The following is an 18,296-nucleotide window of genomic DNA, read 5'->3' on the forward strand; positions in this document are numbered from 1 at the left end:
CATTTCTCCAGTTTAGGATAGAAAATGTGTCAACCTTATTCAGGACGGGACATAAAAATAAAAAAGGCCGCATGAAAGCAGCCTTTTATACCTGTTTTAAACCGTCTCAGAGTCGTGCAGCATCATCCAGTGCTCGCAGGATTTTCTTTCGGCCAAGAAGCAGTTTCCAGCGACGACCACCCAGCTGGTGCCAGAGAATGGCGGAGCGAATCCCTGTGAACAGCAGCGCTCGGACTTTCTCGGCATTCGTGTTTTGACGCAAAATATTTGGCTCACCCTGCACCTGAATGCGGAACGAGAAAGTGCTGATGGTGTCCTGATAAAGGCTGGCGATACTGGCAATCACATTCTCATGCGTTGGAGAGAAGTGATGGCTCTGCATTTTGACCTGTTCCAGGCGCTGACCAATGGCATTGAGCATTTGATTGTCTTTTCGCAGGCGCTTTTCCAGGTACAGAATCGACATCGCATAGCGCAGTACATGGGTGGAGGTCTCAGCATCTTTATTGACGAAGCCTCTCAGTGTGCGAATCCCTAGGTTTAAGCCTTGAGCTGAGCCTCCGTAAACTTCCAGAGTGTTTTCCGGATCGGTTTCCAGAATGCTGTTGATGCTGGTTTCAAAGCTGTCCTGACCCACCATGCCTTTGTTGGCCAGTTGGTGAACCAGTGCGGCCGCCTGAAATACGCCTGCCAGTGCTAAAGCCTGTTCCTGATCCTGTCGGGTTGAGCTCATAGTCGTCTCTGTTTTCCTGTTGTCAGATAGTCCGTTTGCTGAGTTCTGTGCTGAGAATCGCCTGTAAATATCAGGAGTCGTCTCGCCAGGTTTTCTCAATAACCGCCCCACCCAGGCAGTTATCATCCAGGTAGAACACAACGGATTGCCCCGGCGTTACCGCACGCTGAGGTTGATCGAAGATTACTTCGAACTCGTTATTGCCTAATGGTTTCACCGTGCAGGGTTGGTCATCCTGGCGGTATCGGGTTTTGGCCCGGCATTTAAATTCGCCATCAACCGGTGGCTGGTGTGCAACCCAGTCAACGCTTTCTGTTTTAAGACCACGGCTGAACAGCAAAGGGTGGTCGGTGCCCTGCACGGCGATCAGAATATTGTTATCCAGATCTTTCTCGGCCACAAACCACGGATCTTCAGAGTAATCTTTCAGGCCGCCAATCCCCAGCCCCTGACGCTGTCCGATGGTGTAGTACATCAGGCCGCTGTGTTTGCCGATCACATCACCATCCGGTGTGGTAATGGTGCCAGGTTGAGCGGGCAGGTATTGCTGCAGAAAATCCTTAAAGCGGCGTTCACCGATAAAACAGATACCGGTGCTGTCTTTTTTGCGGGCGGTAATCAGGTCGTTCTCTTCAGCGATACGGCGTACTTCCGGTTTTTCAATTTCGCCCACCGGGAACAGAGTTTTACCGATCTCGTTATGACCAACCGCATGCAGGAAGTAGCTCTGGTCTTTGTTATTATCCAGACCTTTCAGCAAGGTGGCTTTGCCATCCTGCTCGCCGCGACGGACATAGTGGCCGGTAGCGATCAGATCAGCACCCAGTGCCTCTGCGTATTCCAGAAAAGCTTTAAACTTGATCTCTTTATTACATAGAATATCCGGGTTTGGGGTGCGGCCGGCTTTGTATTCTTCAAGGAAGTGCTCAAAGACGTTGTCCCAGTATTCTGCGGCAAAATTGGCTTTGTGCAGCTTGATGCCGATGCGGTCGCAAACCGCCTGAGCATCAGCCAGATCTTCCTTGGCGGTGCAGTATTCGGTGCCGTCGTCTTCGTCCCAGTTTTTCATAAACAGGCCTTCAACCTGATAGCCCTGTTGCATCAGCAGAACCGCAGATACGGAAGAATCGACACCACCGGACATACCGACGATCACCTTGATCTGGCTGTTGTCTTTGGTGTTAGTGGTTGTTTGGTTTTCCGGGCTGTTTTGACTGTTTGGCATGATTTATCGCTATCGAGTATTCGGTGTTTTGGCTGGCGGTGTCTGAGGCAAGCCGTTTGATCGTGTTATGGTGCCGACCGCATTTGCGCCTTTTATAAGCGCTCAAACTAAATAGGCTGGCGTTATCTTAATGCAAGCTCACTGATTATAACGGATGTTATCAGCAGACGCAGTTAAAGTGCGTTGGCTGATAGCTCGTTATTTAAGAGATCGGATGATTAAAATCGGTGATCAGTTCCAGTGGGAATTGTTTGCCACGACGATAATCCTCAAAGCACTTCAGTACGGCTTCGCTGCGCATTTTATCCTGCTGCTGTTGTAACTCATCCCAGCTCATCCAGCGGGCATCCTCAATGCCATCATCCAGTTCTGCCTCCGGGTTATGGTTCAGCGGCTCGGCAATAAAGCAGTGTCGGTGATAAGTGAGTCGCTCAGAGGCTTTGTTGATGTAGAGCCCCATGTAGGCGGTGATGCGCACATCCCAGCGGGTTTCTTCCAGAGTTTCCCGGATGGCGGCATCGATCAGGCTCTCATCTTTTTCTATGTGGCCTGCCGGTTGATTGAGGACTTTTCGGCCCTGACTCCATTCTTCTACCAGAAGGAAGCGCTCTTCTCCGGTTTCAGCCTCTTGTTTTACAACAACGGTGGCAACGGTACAGTTGGGTTTCCAGACATCATCACGTGACAGCATGGTGATCCTTAAACGGTTTCTCTTGAGTTCTTGCCAGCGGGTTCTTATCGGCTGTAAGAATTCCGAACGGATTTAGCGGCGGGGTTTGCGTGATCGTTTGTTTTGCCCGGGACGCTCTTTAGCTGAAAGGTTGGGGCGGTTATCGCTTTTTCCAGTCTGGCTGCCTTTTGCGTTGTTTTTTCGTGGTGCCGCCTTGGGTTTACGCTTTACTGCAGCTTTGGGGGCGACGGGAAGGTTGACCTCCAGTTCCCTGTTCTCACCACTGTTCAGGCCATCCAGTGTCCAGCTGCCGATTCGGGTGCGCACCAGTCGCAGGGTCGGGAAGCCCACGGCGGCACTCATGCGGCGAACCTGGCGGTTGCGGCCCTCGCTGATCACCAGCTCAACCCAGGATGTCGGAATATTCTGGCGTTTGCGAACGGGTGGGTTTCGTTCCGGAAAACCGGGGTCGCTGATTTTTCGTGCCTTCGCTGGCCGGGTCATGCCGTCTTTCAGTTCAACGCCTTTACGTAACTGCTGGAGGGCTTGTTCGGTAATGTCGCCCTCAACCTGAATAACATAGGTTTTGGGCAGCTTCATATCCGGTGATGCAATTCGGTGTTGCAGCTGCCCATCATCTGTCAGCAGGAGCAGGCCCTCAGAGTCGTAGTCCAGTCTGCCAGCAGGATAGATGCCCGGCTCAGTCACAAAATCTGCCAGTGTGGTGCGTCCTTCAGTGTCGGTAAATTGTGACAGTACCTGAAAGGGTTTATTGAACAAAATCAGTCGGCTCATAGCAAAGATGATCCTTTTGGCGTTTGGCAGAGTAAAACAAGGAGCTGGCGATACGTTTGATTGTATACGCCTCAAAATGAGGTTCAGCATGATATACAGAGTTGCGGCTTGATAACAGATTGGCTTGGTGACGCTTTCAGGTTTGCCGCCGGGCTTCCTGAGTCATAAGGTTAGTTTTGTTGAGATGTCGCCTGCTACTTTGTGTTGGATTTGTTAAATCGTTAGATACCTTGGTAAAGCCCTGAAAAAATAAGATGTTAACTGTCTTATGTTCATTGTTTTTCCGAAATTTTTAATTATTCTTAGTTTATAAGTAGGTTATTAACCCCATATCTATACCTGAGAAGTCGTTTAAGTGTATTTAGTCTGCGCTCTAATGGTGTTTTTGGCAGCTGGAACGCTTGGGGCTCACTAGTTTCAGGGATAAGGCGCGATAGGCAGTAGAAGCTTCCTGTTTTGTCTCCTGACCGATTTATAAACTTGAGTTTGAACTAATCTGTGCTTATTTTTTAGCTAAAGCGCGCTTTAAACTAAACTTAAAAATAGAGGATTAGCGGTACCGCCATGGCAAACCCTTATTTCACCATCGTTAATCAGGATGACCATTCAGATCCTTATCAGCACGACGGTGACAGCGGAGTGGCAGTCGCTCCGTCAAAACCTGAACTTCAGCGTCCGCCAATGTACAAAGTAGTGATGCTGAATGATGACTACACACCGATGGAGTTTGTTGTTGAAGTGCTCACTGTGTTTTTCAATATGGATGAGGAGAAGGCTACGCAAGTCATGCTGGCAGTACATACCCAAGGCAAGGGTGTGTGCGGAATATTTACCAGGGATATTGCTGAAACCAAATGTGCTCAGGTAAATCAGTGCTCAAGAGAACATGAACACCCGTTAATGTGTGATATTGAGCAGGCTGATTGAAGCCTTAAGGGCTGATACCGGAATCAAACCCGGAACAAAAAGGCCGATATAAAAAAGCGGCAAGAGAGGGTAGTCCCATGTTAAGCAAAGACCTCGAATCAACGCTAAACGGTGCTTTCACCGTAGCTCGCAGCAAACGCCATGAGTTTATGACAGTCGAACATCTGTTGCTGGCGCTGCTGGATAATGACTCTGCCGCACGTGTGCTACAGGCTTGCGGTGCTAATTTGAACAAACTGCGTATCGAGTTACAGGATTTTATCAACTCGACCACGCCGCTTATCCCCGATGATCAGCTGGAGCGTGAAACCCAACCAACCCTGGGTTTTCAGCGTGTGCTTCAGCGTGCGGTTTTCCACGTTCAGTCTTCCGGTAAAAGCGAAGTCACCGGTGCTAACGTACTGGTCGCTATTTTCAGCGAACAGGAAAGTCAGGCGGTTTACTTCCTGCGTCAGCAGAATGTTGCCCGCGTTGATGCGGTCAATTATATCTCCCACGGTATTTCCAAGGTCGCCGGTCACGAGGCGCCGATGGAGCAGGATCAGCATCATGAAGAGTCTGAAGATGGCGCACAGGAAGGTAGTGCGAATAATCCTCTGACCGGATATTCCACCAACCTGAATGAACAGGCTCGTCTTGGCCGTATCGATCCGCTGGTGGGGCGTGAGCACGAAGTTGAGCGCGTGATTCAGATTCTGGCCCGTCGCCGTAAAAACAACCCGCTGCTGGTGGGTGAAGCCGGTGTCGGTAAAACCGCTATTGCTGAAGGTCTGGCCAAGCGCATTATTGATGGCGAAGTGCCGGATGTGATTCAGGAGAGTGTGGTTTATTCCCTGGATATGGGTGCGCTGTTGGCCGGAACCAAATACCGCGGCGACTTTGAGAAGCGCCTTAAGGCTTTACTTGGCGAGCTGAAGAAGCAGCCCCATGCGATTCTGTTTATCGATGAGATTCATACCATTATCGGTGCCGGTGCAGCGTCTGGTGGTGTGATGGATGCTTCTAATCTGCTGAAGCCGCTACTGAGTTCCGGTGAGATCCGTTGTATCGGTTCTACCACGTTCCAGGAGTTCCGTGGCATCTTCGAGAAAGATCGTGCTCTGGCCCGTCGTTTCCAGAAAGTGGATGTGATGGAGCCGAATGTGGATGACACCATTGAGATTCTGAAGGGGCTGCGCAGCCGCTTCGAGAAGCATCACGATCTCAAGTACACCAATGAGGCTCTGGAGGCGGCGGCAACACTGGCTGAGCGTTATATCAATGACCGTCACATGCCGGATAAAGCGATTGATGTGATTGATGAAGCCGGTGCTTATCAGCGTCTGCTGGCGGAAGAAGATCGTGTTGATACCATCGATGTGGAACAGGTTGAAGCGGTTGTCGCTAAGATCGCCCGTATTCCGCCGAAGAGTGTTACGACTTCTGACAAAAAAGTGCTTAAGGATCTGGAGAAAAACCTGCAGATGCTGGTCTTCGGTCAGGACGATGCGATCACCTCTATGTCTAATGCGATCAAGTTGTCCCGTGCCGGTCTTAAAGCACCGGAGAAACCGATCGGTTCCTTCCTGTTTGCAGGTCCGACCGGTGTGGGTAAGACTGAGGTGAGTAAGCAGCTGGCGCACATTATGGGTATCGAGCTGGTTCGCTTTGATATGTCTGAGTACATGGAGCGTCACACGGTATCCCGTCTGATCGGTGCACCTCCGGGTTATGTCGGTTATGACCAGGGCGGTCTGCTGACGGAAGCGATCACCAAGAATCCGCACTGTGTTCTGCTGCTGGATGAGATCGAGAAAGCGCATCCGGAAGTCTTTAACCTGCTGCTGCAGGTGATGGATCACGGTACGCTGACCGATAACAACGGTCGTAAAGCGGACTTCCGTAACGTTATCCTGATTATGACCACCAATGCCGGTGCTGAGGCGATTAGCCGCCGCTCTATTGGTTTTGCTAATCAGGATCACAGCACGGACGGTATGGAGGTGATTCGTAAGACCTTCACTCCGGAATTCCGTAACCGTCTGGATGGCATTATTCAGTTCTCGGCACTGAACTTCGAGATGATCCGCAATGTGGTTGATAAGTTCCTGGTGGAACTGCAGGCGCAGCTGGATGAGAAGAAGGTACAGCTGGTACTGGAAGACGATGCTAAAAACTGGCTGGCGGAGAACGGTTATGACCCTGAAATGGGTGCTCGTCCAATGGCGCGCCTGATTCAGGAGAAGATCAAGAAACCGCTGGCCGAGATTATCCTGTTTGGTGATCTGGCTGAATCCGGTGGAGAAGTACATGTTTCGCTGGATGAAAACGGTGAGATTGTACTGGAAGCTGAAAAAGCTGGTGAGGCTGCCTGATTTTTGAGTGACAGCTTTTTATCTGTAACCGAAAACCCCGCATCAGCGGGGTTTTTTTATAGCTCTGGATGCGTGGTCTTGCGATATTTTAAAGCGGATCGGTTGGCTCATGGGTTATTTATCTATAAGCAAAAAAGCCCAACTTATTCTGATTTGATCAGAATAAGTTGGGCTTTTTCAGAAACTATATCGCTACCTCCTTGGCGGGAGGCTCCGTAGTATCAACGGGCGCGGTATACAATACGGCCTTTAGTCAGGTCGTAGGGAGTCAGTTCCACTTTTACTTTGTCACCAGTCAGAATGCGGATGTAGTTTTTGCGCATTTTGCCTGAGATGTGAGCGGTTACGATATGACCGTTTTCCAGCTCAACGCGGAACATAGTGTTGGGCAGCGTGTCGACCACGGTGCCTTCCATTTCAATAGAATCTTCTTTTGCCATGCAGGAAATACCTCGGGTTCTTTCTGCTGTCTATAAACCGCATTCCGTTTGAGACGGGCATGTCCTTTGAGTCGGAACGACGGGTTCGAATAATTTGGTGCTACACAACCAGACGGGGCAGAGCTTCGCTCAGCAGGGCCGGGTTCAGTGTCTTTGGGCTTGGTGTAAATCAGATAACGCCACACACAAAATAAGCGCGCGTATTTTGCCTTATTTTCTCGGGCTAATCAAAATTTCCCTGAAAAAAGCCAAAAAATGTTCAGGGATCAGGTTTTCGGCAGCCTTAAAAATGGCTGCCGATTCGCTAACATGCCATCACAAGGTGACATTTTTCTGACAAAAGGTTTGGTCTGTTATGGACAGGGTTATCTATTTGAGCTTTCACTGTGTAAATCCTGTAGATCAACGGGATACCAGTGATTATCTCTGAGTTGTTCCAGTGGCTGATATTCGGTTTTGTAGCTCATTTTCTGACAGCTTTCTATCCAGTAACCCAGATAAACGTAGGGAAGATGGTGGTAGCGGGCATGGAGTATCAGCCAGAGTACAACGTAAACCCCCAGTGAGCGTTTGGGCTGATCTGGCTCATAGAAGGTATAGATGGCTGAAATGCCGTGACTGAGTGTGTCCATGGCGGAGACAGCAAAAAGTTTGCCCTCCGGGTCACGAAACTCAACGAGATGAGAGAAATGTTTATCCATCGTCAGGAAAGATTTGTATTGGTCTTCTGAAGGCGGAAACATATCGCCGTCAGCGTGTCGCTCATTAATGTAGCGCTCATACAGATCATAGTGCTCCTGCACATACTTGGCCGGCACGATAGTCGCGCTCAGATCTTTGTTGCGGTTCAGGGTTTTGCGATGCTTGCGTTTCAGCTGAAAGTCTTCAGTTGGCACCCGGACCGAAATGCAGGCATTACAACCTTTGCAGTTTGGACGGTAGAGGTGTTTTCCGCTACGACGGAAGCCCACCAGTGTCAGCAGGTCGTAAACTTGTTGAGTGACCTCCTGCTCAGGATCAAGGAAGAGTGTGGTGGCCGTATGGTCTGCCAGATAGCTGCAGTCATGGGGAACGGTCATATAAAAACGCAGCTGCGGTTCTATAAAGGGGGCGTCACTACTCAAAGCACAGATTCCTTAATGCGTTGTTCCAGTGACCAGGGGCCAACTGGCATGGGAGCTGAAGCATATAGTTTAAGGTAGTCAAGAAAACGGGTTCTTTCGATCTCTTCAGCACCAAAACTTGCCAGATGATCAGTGTAAACCTGACAATCGATCAGCTCAAACTGCCATGCCCTGAGCTGTTCGACCAGATGGACAAAGGCGACTTTGGACGCATCGGTTGCTCTGGTAAACATCGACTCACCGCAAAAAACTTTGCCGATGGCGACACCATAAAGCCCGCCAACCAGCTCACCATTCTGCCAGGCTTCAACGGAGTGGGCGTAACCTTCGTGATGAAGTGCCAGATAAGCTTTGCGCATCTCTGGGGTGATCCAGGTTTCATCGGTATAGTTACGGGCGGCAGCGCAGCCATCCAGGACCTGCGCGAAGGCCTGATCAAAAGTAATCTCGTACAGTTGCTTGCGAAGTGTTTTCTTAAGGCTGCGCCGAACTTTAAAATTCTCCGGCAGAATCACCATTCGCGGATCGGGTGACCACCAGAGAATGGGCTCGCCGGGGTTGAACCAAGGGAATATGCCTTGCCGGTAGGCGGTCAGCAGCCACTGATCGTTGAGCTGACCGCCAAACGCGAGAATGCCCGGGGGATCATCAAGGGCTTGGGTTACCGATGGGAATGCAGGTGGAAGCTGAGGGTCCAGCCAGGGTAGCTCTATCATAAAAACGGCTCATTGACGGTGTTCAGGGCGATAAGTGAGAAGGGGCTAAGATGGATGCCAACTATTTGATTGCCTTCGTTTTGCTTATCTCTTTGCTCAGGTATTATAAGGCTACAATTCATTAGGGTAGAAGTTTCATGACAACAGACCATCAACCTGAGCCGACCAGTTCGACACAAACGGGTCAGGAGCTGGCAGATCGAATTCGCAAAGGCGCACGGGAAGGCGTTGTGATCCTGATTCTGGCGCTTTGCAGTTTTCTGGTACTTGCGCTAATCAGTTTCGATGCCGCTGATGGCGGCTGGTCCAGCAGCCAGAACTCAGGTATCCCGGAAAATTTAATGGGACGTTTTGGCTCATTCACTTCTGATTTTCTGTTTAGCCTTACCGGTTATTCTGCCTATCTGTTTCCTTTGGTGATGCTCTATTACTCTGCCCATCGTATCTATATTGGTCGTCAGCAGTTGGATGGTGCAGCGCTTGGATTGCGCTTTCTTGGGTTTGTGGTTTGGATCTGTGCCAATGCAACGCTGGCCAGCCTTCATTTTTATCATCCCGAGAGCGCCCTACCCAGTGGTCCGGGAGGCATCATTGGCGAGTCTATCACCCATCTGTTGTTGACCAGTCTTGGTCTGATGGGGTCAACCTTACTGATGCTGGCCCTTTGGATGATCGGCTTCTCGTTGCTGACAGGATGGTCTTGGCTGCTGATTATCGATACCGTGGGATTTTATGCCGAAGTCGGGGCGAATCGGCTATACCAATGGCTGAAAAAAGAAGCCACAGACACCAGTGCCGGATTACCGGCGCAGTATTCTGCCCCTTCCGGTGATCTTTATTCTGATCGCTATCAGGGACAGTCTGAACCGCCAATACAAGCAGCCGGGCCGCTCTCTGGCCATTCAGAAAATGATGCGTTCTTTGCGCCTGTGCGTGAGGCCTATCCAGATAATGCGTCGCAGACCGATTATTCTGATGGAACGGCATCCCATGGCGCTGATGAGTCGTTCAGATCGCCTGCCCCATCTCTGCCATGGCATAAGCGATTGCTGCAGAATCTGCCGATGTTGCCTCCGCTGTTTAACAGCAAAGAGTCGAATGCTGATCGTCGTGCTCCGACACAGGAAAGAGTTGAGCCGGCTTTGTCTCTGAGTGGGGCTCTTGTTGCAACTGATGATGATCGTCTGAGCGGAGTGGAACCGACGCTGAATATCTCACCTTCTTTGCAGCAAGCATTCGGTGGCAATCAACCGCAAACGGTTGCTCAGCAATCACCGCAACAACCCTTGGCAACTGATTCTGATTTTCCGCAGCCTGCTTCTGTGACGCAGGTTCAGCAGGAGGGATCGGCACCTGCTCAATCGCCGATGGAGGTGAGCTCGCATCATGGGGCGGAGGCGCCTCCCTGGGAAGTAGATGCTACAGCCCCGTCAGGGCAGTTCGATTCCGATAATGAACCGACACTGGAAGAGCGTCTGGCTGCTGTTACCCAGACGACAGAAGATGGTGAGATCTGGAGTGTGGCACGTTTCCAGAAACCGGATACCACGCCCGTTGGTGAAATTACCGGTGACAAACCCTCTATTGAGCTTCTGACTCAAGGGGATAGTATCAGCAAGCCGAGTTATACGCCGGAGCAGCTGCAGACTATGTCGGAACTGCTTGAGGTCCGCCTTAAAGAGTTTAACGTGGTGGCTCAGGTGGTGGATGTGCATCCGGGTCCTGTGATCACCCGTTTCGAGATTCAGCCCGCAGCAGGGGTTAAGGCCAGCAAAATTACCAATCTGGCGACGGATCTGGCCCGTGCGCTGGCGGTGACCAGTGTGCGTGTCGTGGAAGTGATCGCCGGTAAGTCCTCCGTCGGTATTGAGATTCCTAACCAGAACCGGGCGATGATTCGTCTGCATAAAGTGCTGAATCATCCCTCCTACACCAAATCGGACTCACCGTTAACGCTGGCTTTGGGTGATGATATTGCCGGTCAGCCGGTGGTGGCGAATCTGGCTAAGATGCCCCACCTGCTGGTGGCAGGTACAACCGGTTCCGGTAAATCCGTGGGTGTGAACGCCATGTTGCTCAGCATGCTCTTTAAGGGCACGCCGGAAGAGCTGCGCCTGATCATGGTAGATCCTAAGATGCTGGAACTGTCGGTGTACGACGGTATTCCGCATCTGCTGACACCGGTTGTTACCGATATGAAAGACGCGGCCAATGCCCTGCGTTGGTGTGTGGCCGAGATGGAGCGTCGCTACAAGCTGATGGCGGCTATGGGCGTGCGTAATATCGCAGGCTTTAACAGTAAGCTGGATGAAGCCGCTGCCCAGGGTGCCCGGGTTGCCGATCCGACCGCTAAGCCTGAGCAGGGTGAAGCACCGCCGACATTGGAAAAGCTGCCGTTCATTGTGGTGGTAATCGATGAGTTTGCGGACATGATGATGATCGTCGGCAAAAAGGTGGAAGAACTGATCGCCCGCCTAGCGCAGAAAGCCCGTGCGGCGGGTATTCACCTGATTCTGGCGACCCAGCGTCCTTCCGTGGATGTGATTACCGGTCTGATCAAGGCCAATATCCCGACCCGTATCGCGTTTCAGGTATCCTCCAAGATCGACTCCCGCACTATTCTCGATCAGGGGGGCGCGGAGCAGCTGCTGGGGCACGGTGATATGCTCTATCTGCCGCCGGGAACCGCTATGCCGATTCGTGTGCACGGTGCTTTTGTTGATGATGACGAAGTGCATCGGGTGGTGGAAAACTGGAAACGCCGCGGAGCCCCGGACTATGTCGACAGTATTTTGAACGGATGGGAAGAAAACGGTGTCCCATCTGAAGGTGGCGGCGCAGACTCCGGTGATGAAGACCGGGATGCTCTCTACGATGAAGTGGTTGAGTTTATTACCGAAACCCGACGGGTTTCCGCCTCAGGCATACAGCGCCGCTTTAAGATTGGTTACAACCGTGCGGCACGTCTGGTGGAGTCATTGGAAGCAGCGGGCGTGGTATCCGGTATGGGCACCAATGGTCAGCGGGAAGTGCTGGCTCCACCGAGCCATCCTCAGGAATAACCCTGTATATAAGGGAACGTGGATCTTATTTTAAGGAAAACTATGCAACGTTTTATCGGTTTTTTTCTGGCGTTGGCCAGCGTGTTTGTTTTTTCGATGACCGCTCAGGCTGAGCCAACTTCTGCAGCAGCCCAGCTGGGCAAGTTGCTGACCAATATGAAGAGTCTTGATGCGGATTTTCAGCAGCGCATTCTTGATGCCAAAGGCAGCCGCCTGCAGGAGGTGTCCGGCCATCTGAGTCTGGCGCGTCCCGGTAAGTTTTACTGGGAAACAGAAAATCCCTTCCCGCAAACTGTGGTATCCGATGGTGAAACCCTTTGGCTTTACGATCCGGACCTGGAGCAGGTGACTGTGCAGCAGGTTGACCCGTCGCAGAGCCGAACGCCTGCCATGCTACTGAGTGGGGATATTGCGTCGATTGAAGAACGTTTTACGATCAAGCTGACCCGCGAAGGGACTCAATTGAAAGAGTTTCTTCTTATTCCAACGGGTCAGGAGTCTCTCTTCGAAGAGTTACGCCTGAGTTTTGTGGCTGGTGAACTGGCTTCTCTGCTGCTATCTGACAGTCTTGGTCAGCGAACGTCTATTGAGTTGTTCTCTACCCTGCTGAACCCTGAACTTCCGGATGATCGTTTTACTTTCACAGTCCCTGGCGATATTGATGTGATTATGCAGTAGGCGCGTTCTGAAATGGATCTTTTTGCTGAAGAGCCCAAGTGGCAGCCCTTAGCAGCGCGTATGCGCCCTACCACGCTGGATGAATATTCCGGTCAGCAGCATTTGCTGGCCACGGATAAGCCGTTGCGTCAGGCGATAGAGCGTGATCAGCTGCACTCCATGATTTTCTGGGGGCCACCGGGGGTGGGTAAAACTACGCTGGCGCGTCTGATCGCGGAGCTGACCAAGGCCCGTTTTGAAAGTATTTCCGCGGTATTATCCGGTGTGAAAGAGATTCGGGCCGCCGTTGAGCGCGCTCAGCAAACCCGCGCCCATGGCGGAAAGACGCTGCTCTTTGTGGACGAAGTCCACCGTTTTAATAAATCCCAGCAGGATGCTTTTCTGCCCTTTGTGGAAGATGGCACCTTTATTTTTGTGGGGGCGACCACAGAAAATCCCTCCTTTGAACTGAACAACGCACTGCTGTCCCGTGCCCGTGTTTATGTCTTGCGCAGCCTTGAGCCTGATGACCTGGTGGGAGTGTTACGTCATGCGGTGACCGATACGGAACGGGGACTGGGCGAGCAGAATCTTCAGGTCGATGATGAGCATCTGGAGCTGTTAGCCAAAGCAGCTGACGGTGATGCCCGCCGCGCCCTGAACCTGCTGGAAGTTGCCTCTGATCTGGCGGAAGATACACCGGACGGTCGCCGGATTAATAGTCAGGTGATGTCTGAAGTTCTGGCAGAAAGCACCCGCCGCATGGATAAAGGTGGGGATCTGTTTTACGAGCAGATCTCCGCTCTGCACAAATCGGTTCGGGGTTCCGCACCGGATGCGGCGCTCTACTGGTTCTGCCGTATGCTGGATGGCGGCTGTGATCCCCTCTATATCGCCCGGCGTGTGGTGCGTATGGCCAGTGAAGAGATCGGTAATGCCGATCCCCGCGCTTTGCAGCTGTGCCTCAATGCCTGGGATGTGCAGGAGCGTCTGGGCAGTCCGGAAGGAGAGCTTGCGGTCGCGCAGGCGATTCTCTATCTGGCATCCGCACCGAAAAGTAATGCCGCTTATAAAGCCTACAATCAGGCCCGTGCCCATGTAGCGGAATCCGGTAATTATGATGTGCCGGTGCATCTGAGAAATGCTCCGACTAAGCTGATGAAAGAGATGGGCTTTGGTCAGGAGTATCGTTACGCCCACGATGAGCCGGATGCTTATGCCGCGGGTGAAAACTACTTCCCGGAAGAGCTGGCGGATACCCGTTATTACTTCCCCGAGAACCGCGGGCTTGAGCAGAAAATCGCGCAAAAGCTGCAATGGCTGGCTGAAAAAGATCAGGCCAGTGCGTTAAAGCGTTATTCCGATCCTTCCTGAACCCTTTCCAGGTATAACCGTGGTCTCTCTGTTTCCGTTTATCCATGGGCTATTTTTCGCACTACGACAAATAGCCCTGTTTTTATCCGGTGTTTTTGATACAGGTCATGCGCAGTTTCTCCGGGGCTGACTATATTCGATAGAGCGTTTTGGAAAAGTGTTGCTGCCAATTCCCAGAGATAATTAATAAGGCGGTGATAACGACAAGCTAGCATAAGCCGCTTGTGCGGTTTATTTCCCTACCGAAAATAGAGGAGGTGTGAGATGAGCACGATCATGTCACAACTGCATCTGGACCACATGAACCTCAGCAGATTGCTGGAAGTCCTTAAAGATAAACTGGTAAGACTGAAAGCTGGGGAGCGGCCCGATTACCAACTGATACTGGACGTTGTCACTTATATTGTTGATTACGCTGATACCCATCACCATCCCTTAGAAGATCAGATCTACGATTACGCGATTCAGCAGTACCCTTCCAGTAAACAAGCGCTTTCCGAAGTTGAAGCGGAACACCGGTTGATCCGGGATGATACCCGTGAGTTTCAGCAACTTATCGAAAATATCCTGATGGATTCTATTGTCCCTATGGAGACTTTTAATCAACGTCTGGAAGGCTTTATCCGTCAACAATATAACCACCTGAATCAGGAAGAGGGCACGGTTTTTCCCCTGTTGGAAAAACTGATGCAGGATAAAGACTGGCTTAACCTGCAGGTGAAGCTGCAAACCCGGGAAGATCCGCTCTTTGGTGACACCGTGGCGGAAGAATATAAGCGACTCTACAAGTCGTTGATTCAGCAGGAAGCTGTAGCTTAACCCGTTTCTTGCTTGCTCGAACCTGTGAGTTGTTGAGTCGCCCGCCTTTTGGCGGGCTTTTTTTATCTGTAAAACAGATACCGTCAATTTATCCGATAATATTCATCGGCTAGGGCTTTGGAAACGTCGCGCTTTTCTCTACAATGTTGCCCCTTGGATTTCAGTGATGTGACTGCTAAAGCTCAGTCTTTAAACCCAGAACTACAGAGCCGTTGAGGGAGTGCCCATGAATCAGATGTTAGCCGTTGCAATCGGCGGGGCTTTCGGAGCAATGGGGCGCTACTGGGTTGTTGGTCAGGTCACTCAATGGTTTGGCAGAGGGTTTCCATACGGAACGCTGGCGGTCAATGTTATCGGGTCTGTGCTGATCGGTTTTCTGTACACCCTTCTGGTACAGCAGCTAAAGCTTGAGCCTCATGGGCAAGCAATTCTGATGGCAGGCTTTACCGGCGCATTTACAACCTTCTCGACCTTTGCACTGGAATCACTGAATCTTTTTCAAAGCGGACGGGCATCCGCAGCAATTCTGTACATTATTTTGAGTGTCGTTTGCTGTTTGGCTGCGGTAGCCGTTGGCATGTGGTTGGGCAGGCAGCTTGCCTGACCGGGAATATGACTGAAACTAATGGGTAATCATAATGCTTGATGCAAAGCTGATCCGTACGGATCTGGAAACTGTTGCGGAAAAACTGAAAATTCGCGGTTTTGAACTGGATACCGCCCGTCTGCAGGAGCTGGAGTCCCGGCGTAAAGAACTACAGACTGAAACCGAACAGCTGCAGAACGAGCGTAATACCCGATCGAAAGCGATTGGTAAGGCAAAAGCTGCTGGCGAAGATATCGCACCGCTGCTGGCGGAAGTCAGTGATCTGGGTGATCGTCTGGATGCGGGCAAGCAGAAACTGGCTGAGCTGCAGGAAGAACTGAACGACCTGATGCTGACCATTCCTAACCTGCCCCATGAGTCGGTACCGGCAGGCAGCAGCGAAGATGACAACGTGGAAGTGCGCCGTTGGGGCACGCCGAAAGAGCTGGACTTTGAACCTAAAGATCACGTTGATCTGGGCGCACCGAATGGCCTGCTGGACTTTGAAACCGGCGTTAAAATCACCGGTTCACGTTTTACTGCGATGCGTGGTGCTCTGGCCCGTATGCACCGTGCTCTGACTCAGTTTATGCTGGACACCCACACCGGTGAGCACGGTTATACCGAAGTTTACGTGCCTTATATGGTTAATAAAGACTCACTGCGCGGTACCGGTCAGCTGCCTAAGTTTGAAGAAGATCTGTTCAAACTGCAGGGAGAAAGCGAGTACTACCTGATCCCGACCGCTGAAGTACCGGTTACTAACATGGTACGTGACGAAATTCTGGCGGCGAAAGAACTGCCATTGAAAATGACTGCTCACACACCTTGTTTTCGTAGTGAAGCGGGTTCTTACGGTCGTGATACCCGTGGCATGATCCGTCAGCACCAGTTCGAGAAAGTGGAAATGGTACAGCTGGTTGAGCCATCCAAGTCCTACGAAGCACTGGAAGAACTGACCGGCCATGCAGAGAAAATCCTGCAGGCGCTGAATCTGCCTTACCGTGTTGTGACCCTGTGCGGTGGCGATATCGGTTTCTCTGCAGCAAAAACCTACGACATTGAGGTTTGGCTGCCGGGCCAGCAGAAGTATCGTGAGATCTCTTCCTGCTCTAACTTTGAAGATTTCCAGGCGCGCCGTCTGCAGGCCCGTTTCCGTAACCCGGAAACCAACAAGCCTGAGCTGCTGCACACCCTGAACGGTTCCGGTCTGGCGGTTGGCCGCACGCTGGTTGCGGTTATGGAAAACTATCAGGATGCAGAAGGCCGTATCCACGTGCCGGAAGCGCTGCAGCCGTACATGGGTGGTATTACCGTTATCGGTTAATCCGCTTAAGTATCGCGCAAAAGAAAACGGCCTGTGCTGCAAAGCACGGGCCGTTTTTTTAGTCTCTATGCTTGTTTTGAAGGTTATCCGTGATTTGCCGTGACAGTTGTTTTAGACAGGCTTCGAACTCGGTATTGTCTAACTTGGTGTGACATTGAGGTTTCAGCATTTTAGACTTTATAAAGTCTGGGTGCTCCCGAAGAACACTCCACATGCTCTGAATTTGATCAGGTTTGGGGCTGCGCCCTTTTTTGAACCAGCCACGAAATTTTTCCGCGGATGATTCATCCTCATGACCCGGTTCAGCAAGTTCTTCCGCCAGATAGTCACAAAATGCCCGGATTGTTAACCCGATGGAATCCAGTGCTTCTTTAAGCAACTGGATCTCATGCTGAGCATCACTTTTTGTTGTTGACGTTGTTGTTACTGGCATTGAGGCCCGGCCTCCAACATGGATTCAAAAAACCAGCGGTCGAACTTTTTGCCGGATACCGTTTTCCATGTCAGATCAATATCCTCAATAGCCTTGGTAACAATACAGCTGCAGATCACCTCTTTATTTGCATAGAGCTGTTCATCAACAACCCGATCATCTCCATTCAGGCACATCTCCATAAAACGGTACTCGGCAATAACCGGTAACCGTGTATCAGACATCACCTCGTGAGCCCCAGCACCGCCCAGCAGGCAGCTCAAGGCTAATAGCCCGGTAGAAAGTGTTTTTCTCCTGATAAAGGTTAAACCCAGAAAACTGGTTTCGCAGTGTGCGCAATGACTCCCCTGATCGCCGGAGGCTCTTACTTTGGTTTCTTTCGCACAGGAGGGGCAGGCGAGGCTGAAATAATCCTTTGTTTTTTTAAACATCACTTTTCCTTGTAATGGAGTCCCCAGTTGTCCCCGACCGAGTTTGCATCATAGGAGCTGTGCATACGGCACTTACAAACGACAACCGGAGATAAACCGATGAATTTTTCAAATTGTATCAGTAAGAAAACAGGTGAGCCGCTCAAGTGTTACGGCTCTGAGCCCGAGGCGATTGATGCGGCAGATTATGTTCTGGCAACTTATCAGCGTTCTATGGTGCCTTACCTTTGTCATTATTGCGGAGCCTGGCATCTTTGTCCCGCAGACCGGCATACCCCGAGCCGTGAATGTGGTTATTGTACCAGTGGTGATGGCCGCCACAAGCAGTTGTATAACAGTAAAAGCGCGGCTGAACAGCGTGCCCACTGCCTTTATAAGGAAAATGGCATCAATCTGAAAGTTTACCCCTGTCCGCATCAGGATGGCTGGCATCTGACAAAAGCCAATTCCTGGGAGGGTGCTTATGATGGGTATTAACAATACCGCTGTGCTGCTGGTTTCACTGGATTGGGAGCGGATGGGGGACCGGCGTAATCTCGGCATGGCTTCTATTGGTGCGGCTCTGAAGGGGGCAGATCTTAACTATCAGTTGCTTGAAGCTGCGGTTAACGAACCTGATTACA

18 protein-coding genes are annotated in these 18,296 nt (G+C 51.2%); 9 read left to right on the forward strand and 9 right to left on the reverse strand.

The window, feature by feature from the left end; translation table 11 throughout:
• Positions 1-106 precede the first annotated feature (106 nt).
• The 4 genes from hflD to AC4GL5_RS16860 form a co-directional block, all read right to left on the reverse strand.
• The gene (hflD, locus tag AC4GL5_RS16845) at positions 107-733 is read right to left on the reverse strand and encodes a high frequency lysogenization protein HflD (RefSeq protein WP_490383968.1); all 627 of its coding nucleotides are present in this window, start codon (positions 731-733) and stop codon (positions 107-109) included.
• A 70-nt stretch (positions 734-803) separates the two neighbouring features.
• Positions 804-1,958 carry a tRNA 2-thiouridine(34) synthase MnmA gene (gene mnmA, locus AC4GL5_RS16850; protein WP_490383969.1) on the reverse strand — a complete coding sequence of 385 codons (1,155 nt, stop codon included), beginning with the start codon at positions 1,956-1,958 and terminating at the stop codon, positions 804-806.
• Between the two features lie 202 nt (positions 1,959-2,160).
• Positions 2,161-2,649 carry an NUDIX hydrolase gene (locus AC4GL5_RS16855; protein ID WP_490383970.1) on the reverse strand — a complete coding sequence of 163 codons (489 nt, stop codon included), beginning with the start codon at positions 2,647-2,649 and terminating at the stop codon, positions 2,161-2,163.
• Positions 2,650-2,721: 72 nt separating this feature from the next.
• Entirely contained in the window at positions 2,722-3,423 is a 702-nt protein-coding gene (locus AC4GL5_RS16860; protein ID WP_490383971.1) for a pseudouridine synthase, read from the reverse strand.
• A 564-nt stretch (positions 3,424-3,987) separates the two neighbouring features.
• Here AC4GL5_RS16860 and clpS point away from each other — a divergent pair.
• Both clpS and clpA read left to right on the forward strand, forming a co-directional pair.
• A complete protein-coding gene (clpS, locus tag AC4GL5_RS16865) occupies positions 3,988-4,350 on the forward strand; it encodes an ATP-dependent Clp protease adapter ClpS (protein WP_086480251.1) in 363 nt (120 codons plus the stop codon).
• Positions 4,351-4,427: 77 nt separating this feature from the next.
• Positions 4,428-6,704, forward strand: coding sequence for an ATP-dependent Clp protease ATP-binding subunit ClpA (gene clpA, locus AC4GL5_RS16870; RefSeq protein ID WP_490383972.1), 2,277 nt, complete (start codon positions 4,428-4,430; stop codon positions 6,702-6,704).
• A gap of 221 nt (positions 6,705-6,925) precedes the next feature.
• Here clpA and infA read toward each other — a convergent pair whose 3' ends face one another.
• From infA to aat, 3 genes are all read right to left on the reverse strand, one after another.
• Positions 6,926-7,144, reverse strand: coding sequence for a translation initiation factor IF-1 (infA, locus tag AC4GL5_RS16875; RefSeq protein ID WP_078744381.1), 219 nt, complete (start codon positions 7,142-7,144; stop codon positions 6,926-6,928).
• Positions 7,145-7,509: 365 nt separating this feature from the next.
• A complete protein-coding gene (locus AC4GL5_RS16880; RefSeq protein WP_490383973.1) occupies positions 7,510-8,268 on the reverse strand; it encodes an arginyltransferase in 759 nt (252 codons plus the stop codon).
• The gene (aat, locus tag AC4GL5_RS16885) at positions 8,265-8,984 is read right to left on the reverse strand and encodes a leucyl/phenylalanyl-tRNA--protein transferase (protein ID WP_490383974.1); all 720 of its coding nucleotides are present in this window, start codon (positions 8,982-8,984) and stop codon (positions 8,265-8,267) included. Before aat ends, AC4GL5_RS16880 begins: the two co-directional genes overlap by 4 nt.
• Positions 8,985-9,121: 137 nt before the next feature.
• On the opposite strand from aat, the gene AC4GL5_RS16890 reads away from it, so the two are divergent.
• From AC4GL5_RS16890 to serS, 6 genes are all read left to right on the forward strand, one after another.
• Positions 9,122-12,046: a DNA translocase FtsK gene (locus tag AC4GL5_RS16890; protein WP_490383975.1), complete on the forward strand. Its 2,925-nt coding sequence runs from the start codon at positions 9,122-9,124 to the stop codon at positions 12,044-12,046.
• A 42-nt stretch (positions 12,047-12,088) separates the two neighbouring features.
• Positions 12,089-12,724 (forward strand): outer membrane lipoprotein periplasmic chaperone LolA, encoded by a 636-nt coding sequence (gene lolA / locus AC4GL5_RS16895; protein ID WP_490383976.1) that lies wholly within the window; start codon positions 12,089-12,091, stop codon positions 12,722-12,724.
• 12 nt (positions 12,725-12,736) lie between these two features.
• Positions 12,737-14,077, forward strand: coding sequence for a replication-associated recombination protein A (locus tag AC4GL5_RS16900; protein WP_490383977.1), 1,341 nt, complete (start codon positions 12,737-12,739; stop codon positions 14,075-14,077).
• A gap of 264 nt (positions 14,078-14,341) precedes the next feature.
• Positions 14,342-14,896, forward strand: a complete 555-nt coding sequence (locus tag AC4GL5_RS16905; RefSeq protein WP_490383978.1) for a hemerythrin domain-containing protein — start codon at positions 14,342-14,344, stop codon at positions 14,894-14,896.
• Positions 14,897-15,122: 226 nt separating this feature from the next.
• Positions 15,123-15,500: a fluoride efflux transporter CrcB gene (gene crcB / locus AC4GL5_RS16910; RefSeq protein ID WP_490383979.1), complete on the forward strand. Its 378-nt coding sequence runs from the start codon at positions 15,123-15,125 to the stop codon at positions 15,498-15,500.
• Between the two features lie 34 nt (positions 15,501-15,534).
• Entirely contained in the window at positions 15,535-16,809 is a 1,275-nt protein-coding gene (gene serS / locus AC4GL5_RS16915) for a serine--tRNA ligase (RefSeq protein WP_490383980.1), read from the forward strand.
• 58 nt (positions 16,810-16,867) lie between these two features.
• On the opposite strand, the gene AC4GL5_RS16920 is transcribed toward serS, so the two are convergent.
• Both AC4GL5_RS16920 and AC4GL5_RS16925 read right to left on the reverse strand, forming a co-directional pair.
• Positions 16,868-17,242 (reverse strand): hypothetical protein, encoded by a 375-nt coding sequence (locus tag AC4GL5_RS16920; RefSeq protein WP_490383981.1) that lies wholly within the window; start codon positions 17,240-17,242, stop codon positions 16,868-16,870.
• Positions 17,233-17,673 carry a hypothetical protein gene (locus AC4GL5_RS16925; RefSeq protein WP_490383982.1) on the reverse strand — a complete coding sequence of 147 codons (441 nt, stop codon included), beginning with the start codon at positions 17,671-17,673 and terminating at the stop codon, positions 17,233-17,235. The genes AC4GL5_RS16920 and AC4GL5_RS16925 overlap by 10 nt, the downstream gene beginning before the upstream one ends.
• A 99-nt stretch (positions 17,674-17,772) precedes the next feature.
• Between AC4GL5_RS16925 and AC4GL5_RS16930 the strand changes: the two genes are divergently transcribed.
• Positions 17,773-18,150, forward strand: a complete 378-nt coding sequence (locus AC4GL5_RS16930) for a hypothetical protein (protein ID WP_490383983.1) — start codon at positions 17,773-17,775, stop codon at positions 18,148-18,150.
• The last annotated feature ends 146 nt before the right edge of the window (positions 18,151-18,296 follow it).

This window comes from Oceanospirillum sp. (assembly GCF_982874595.1).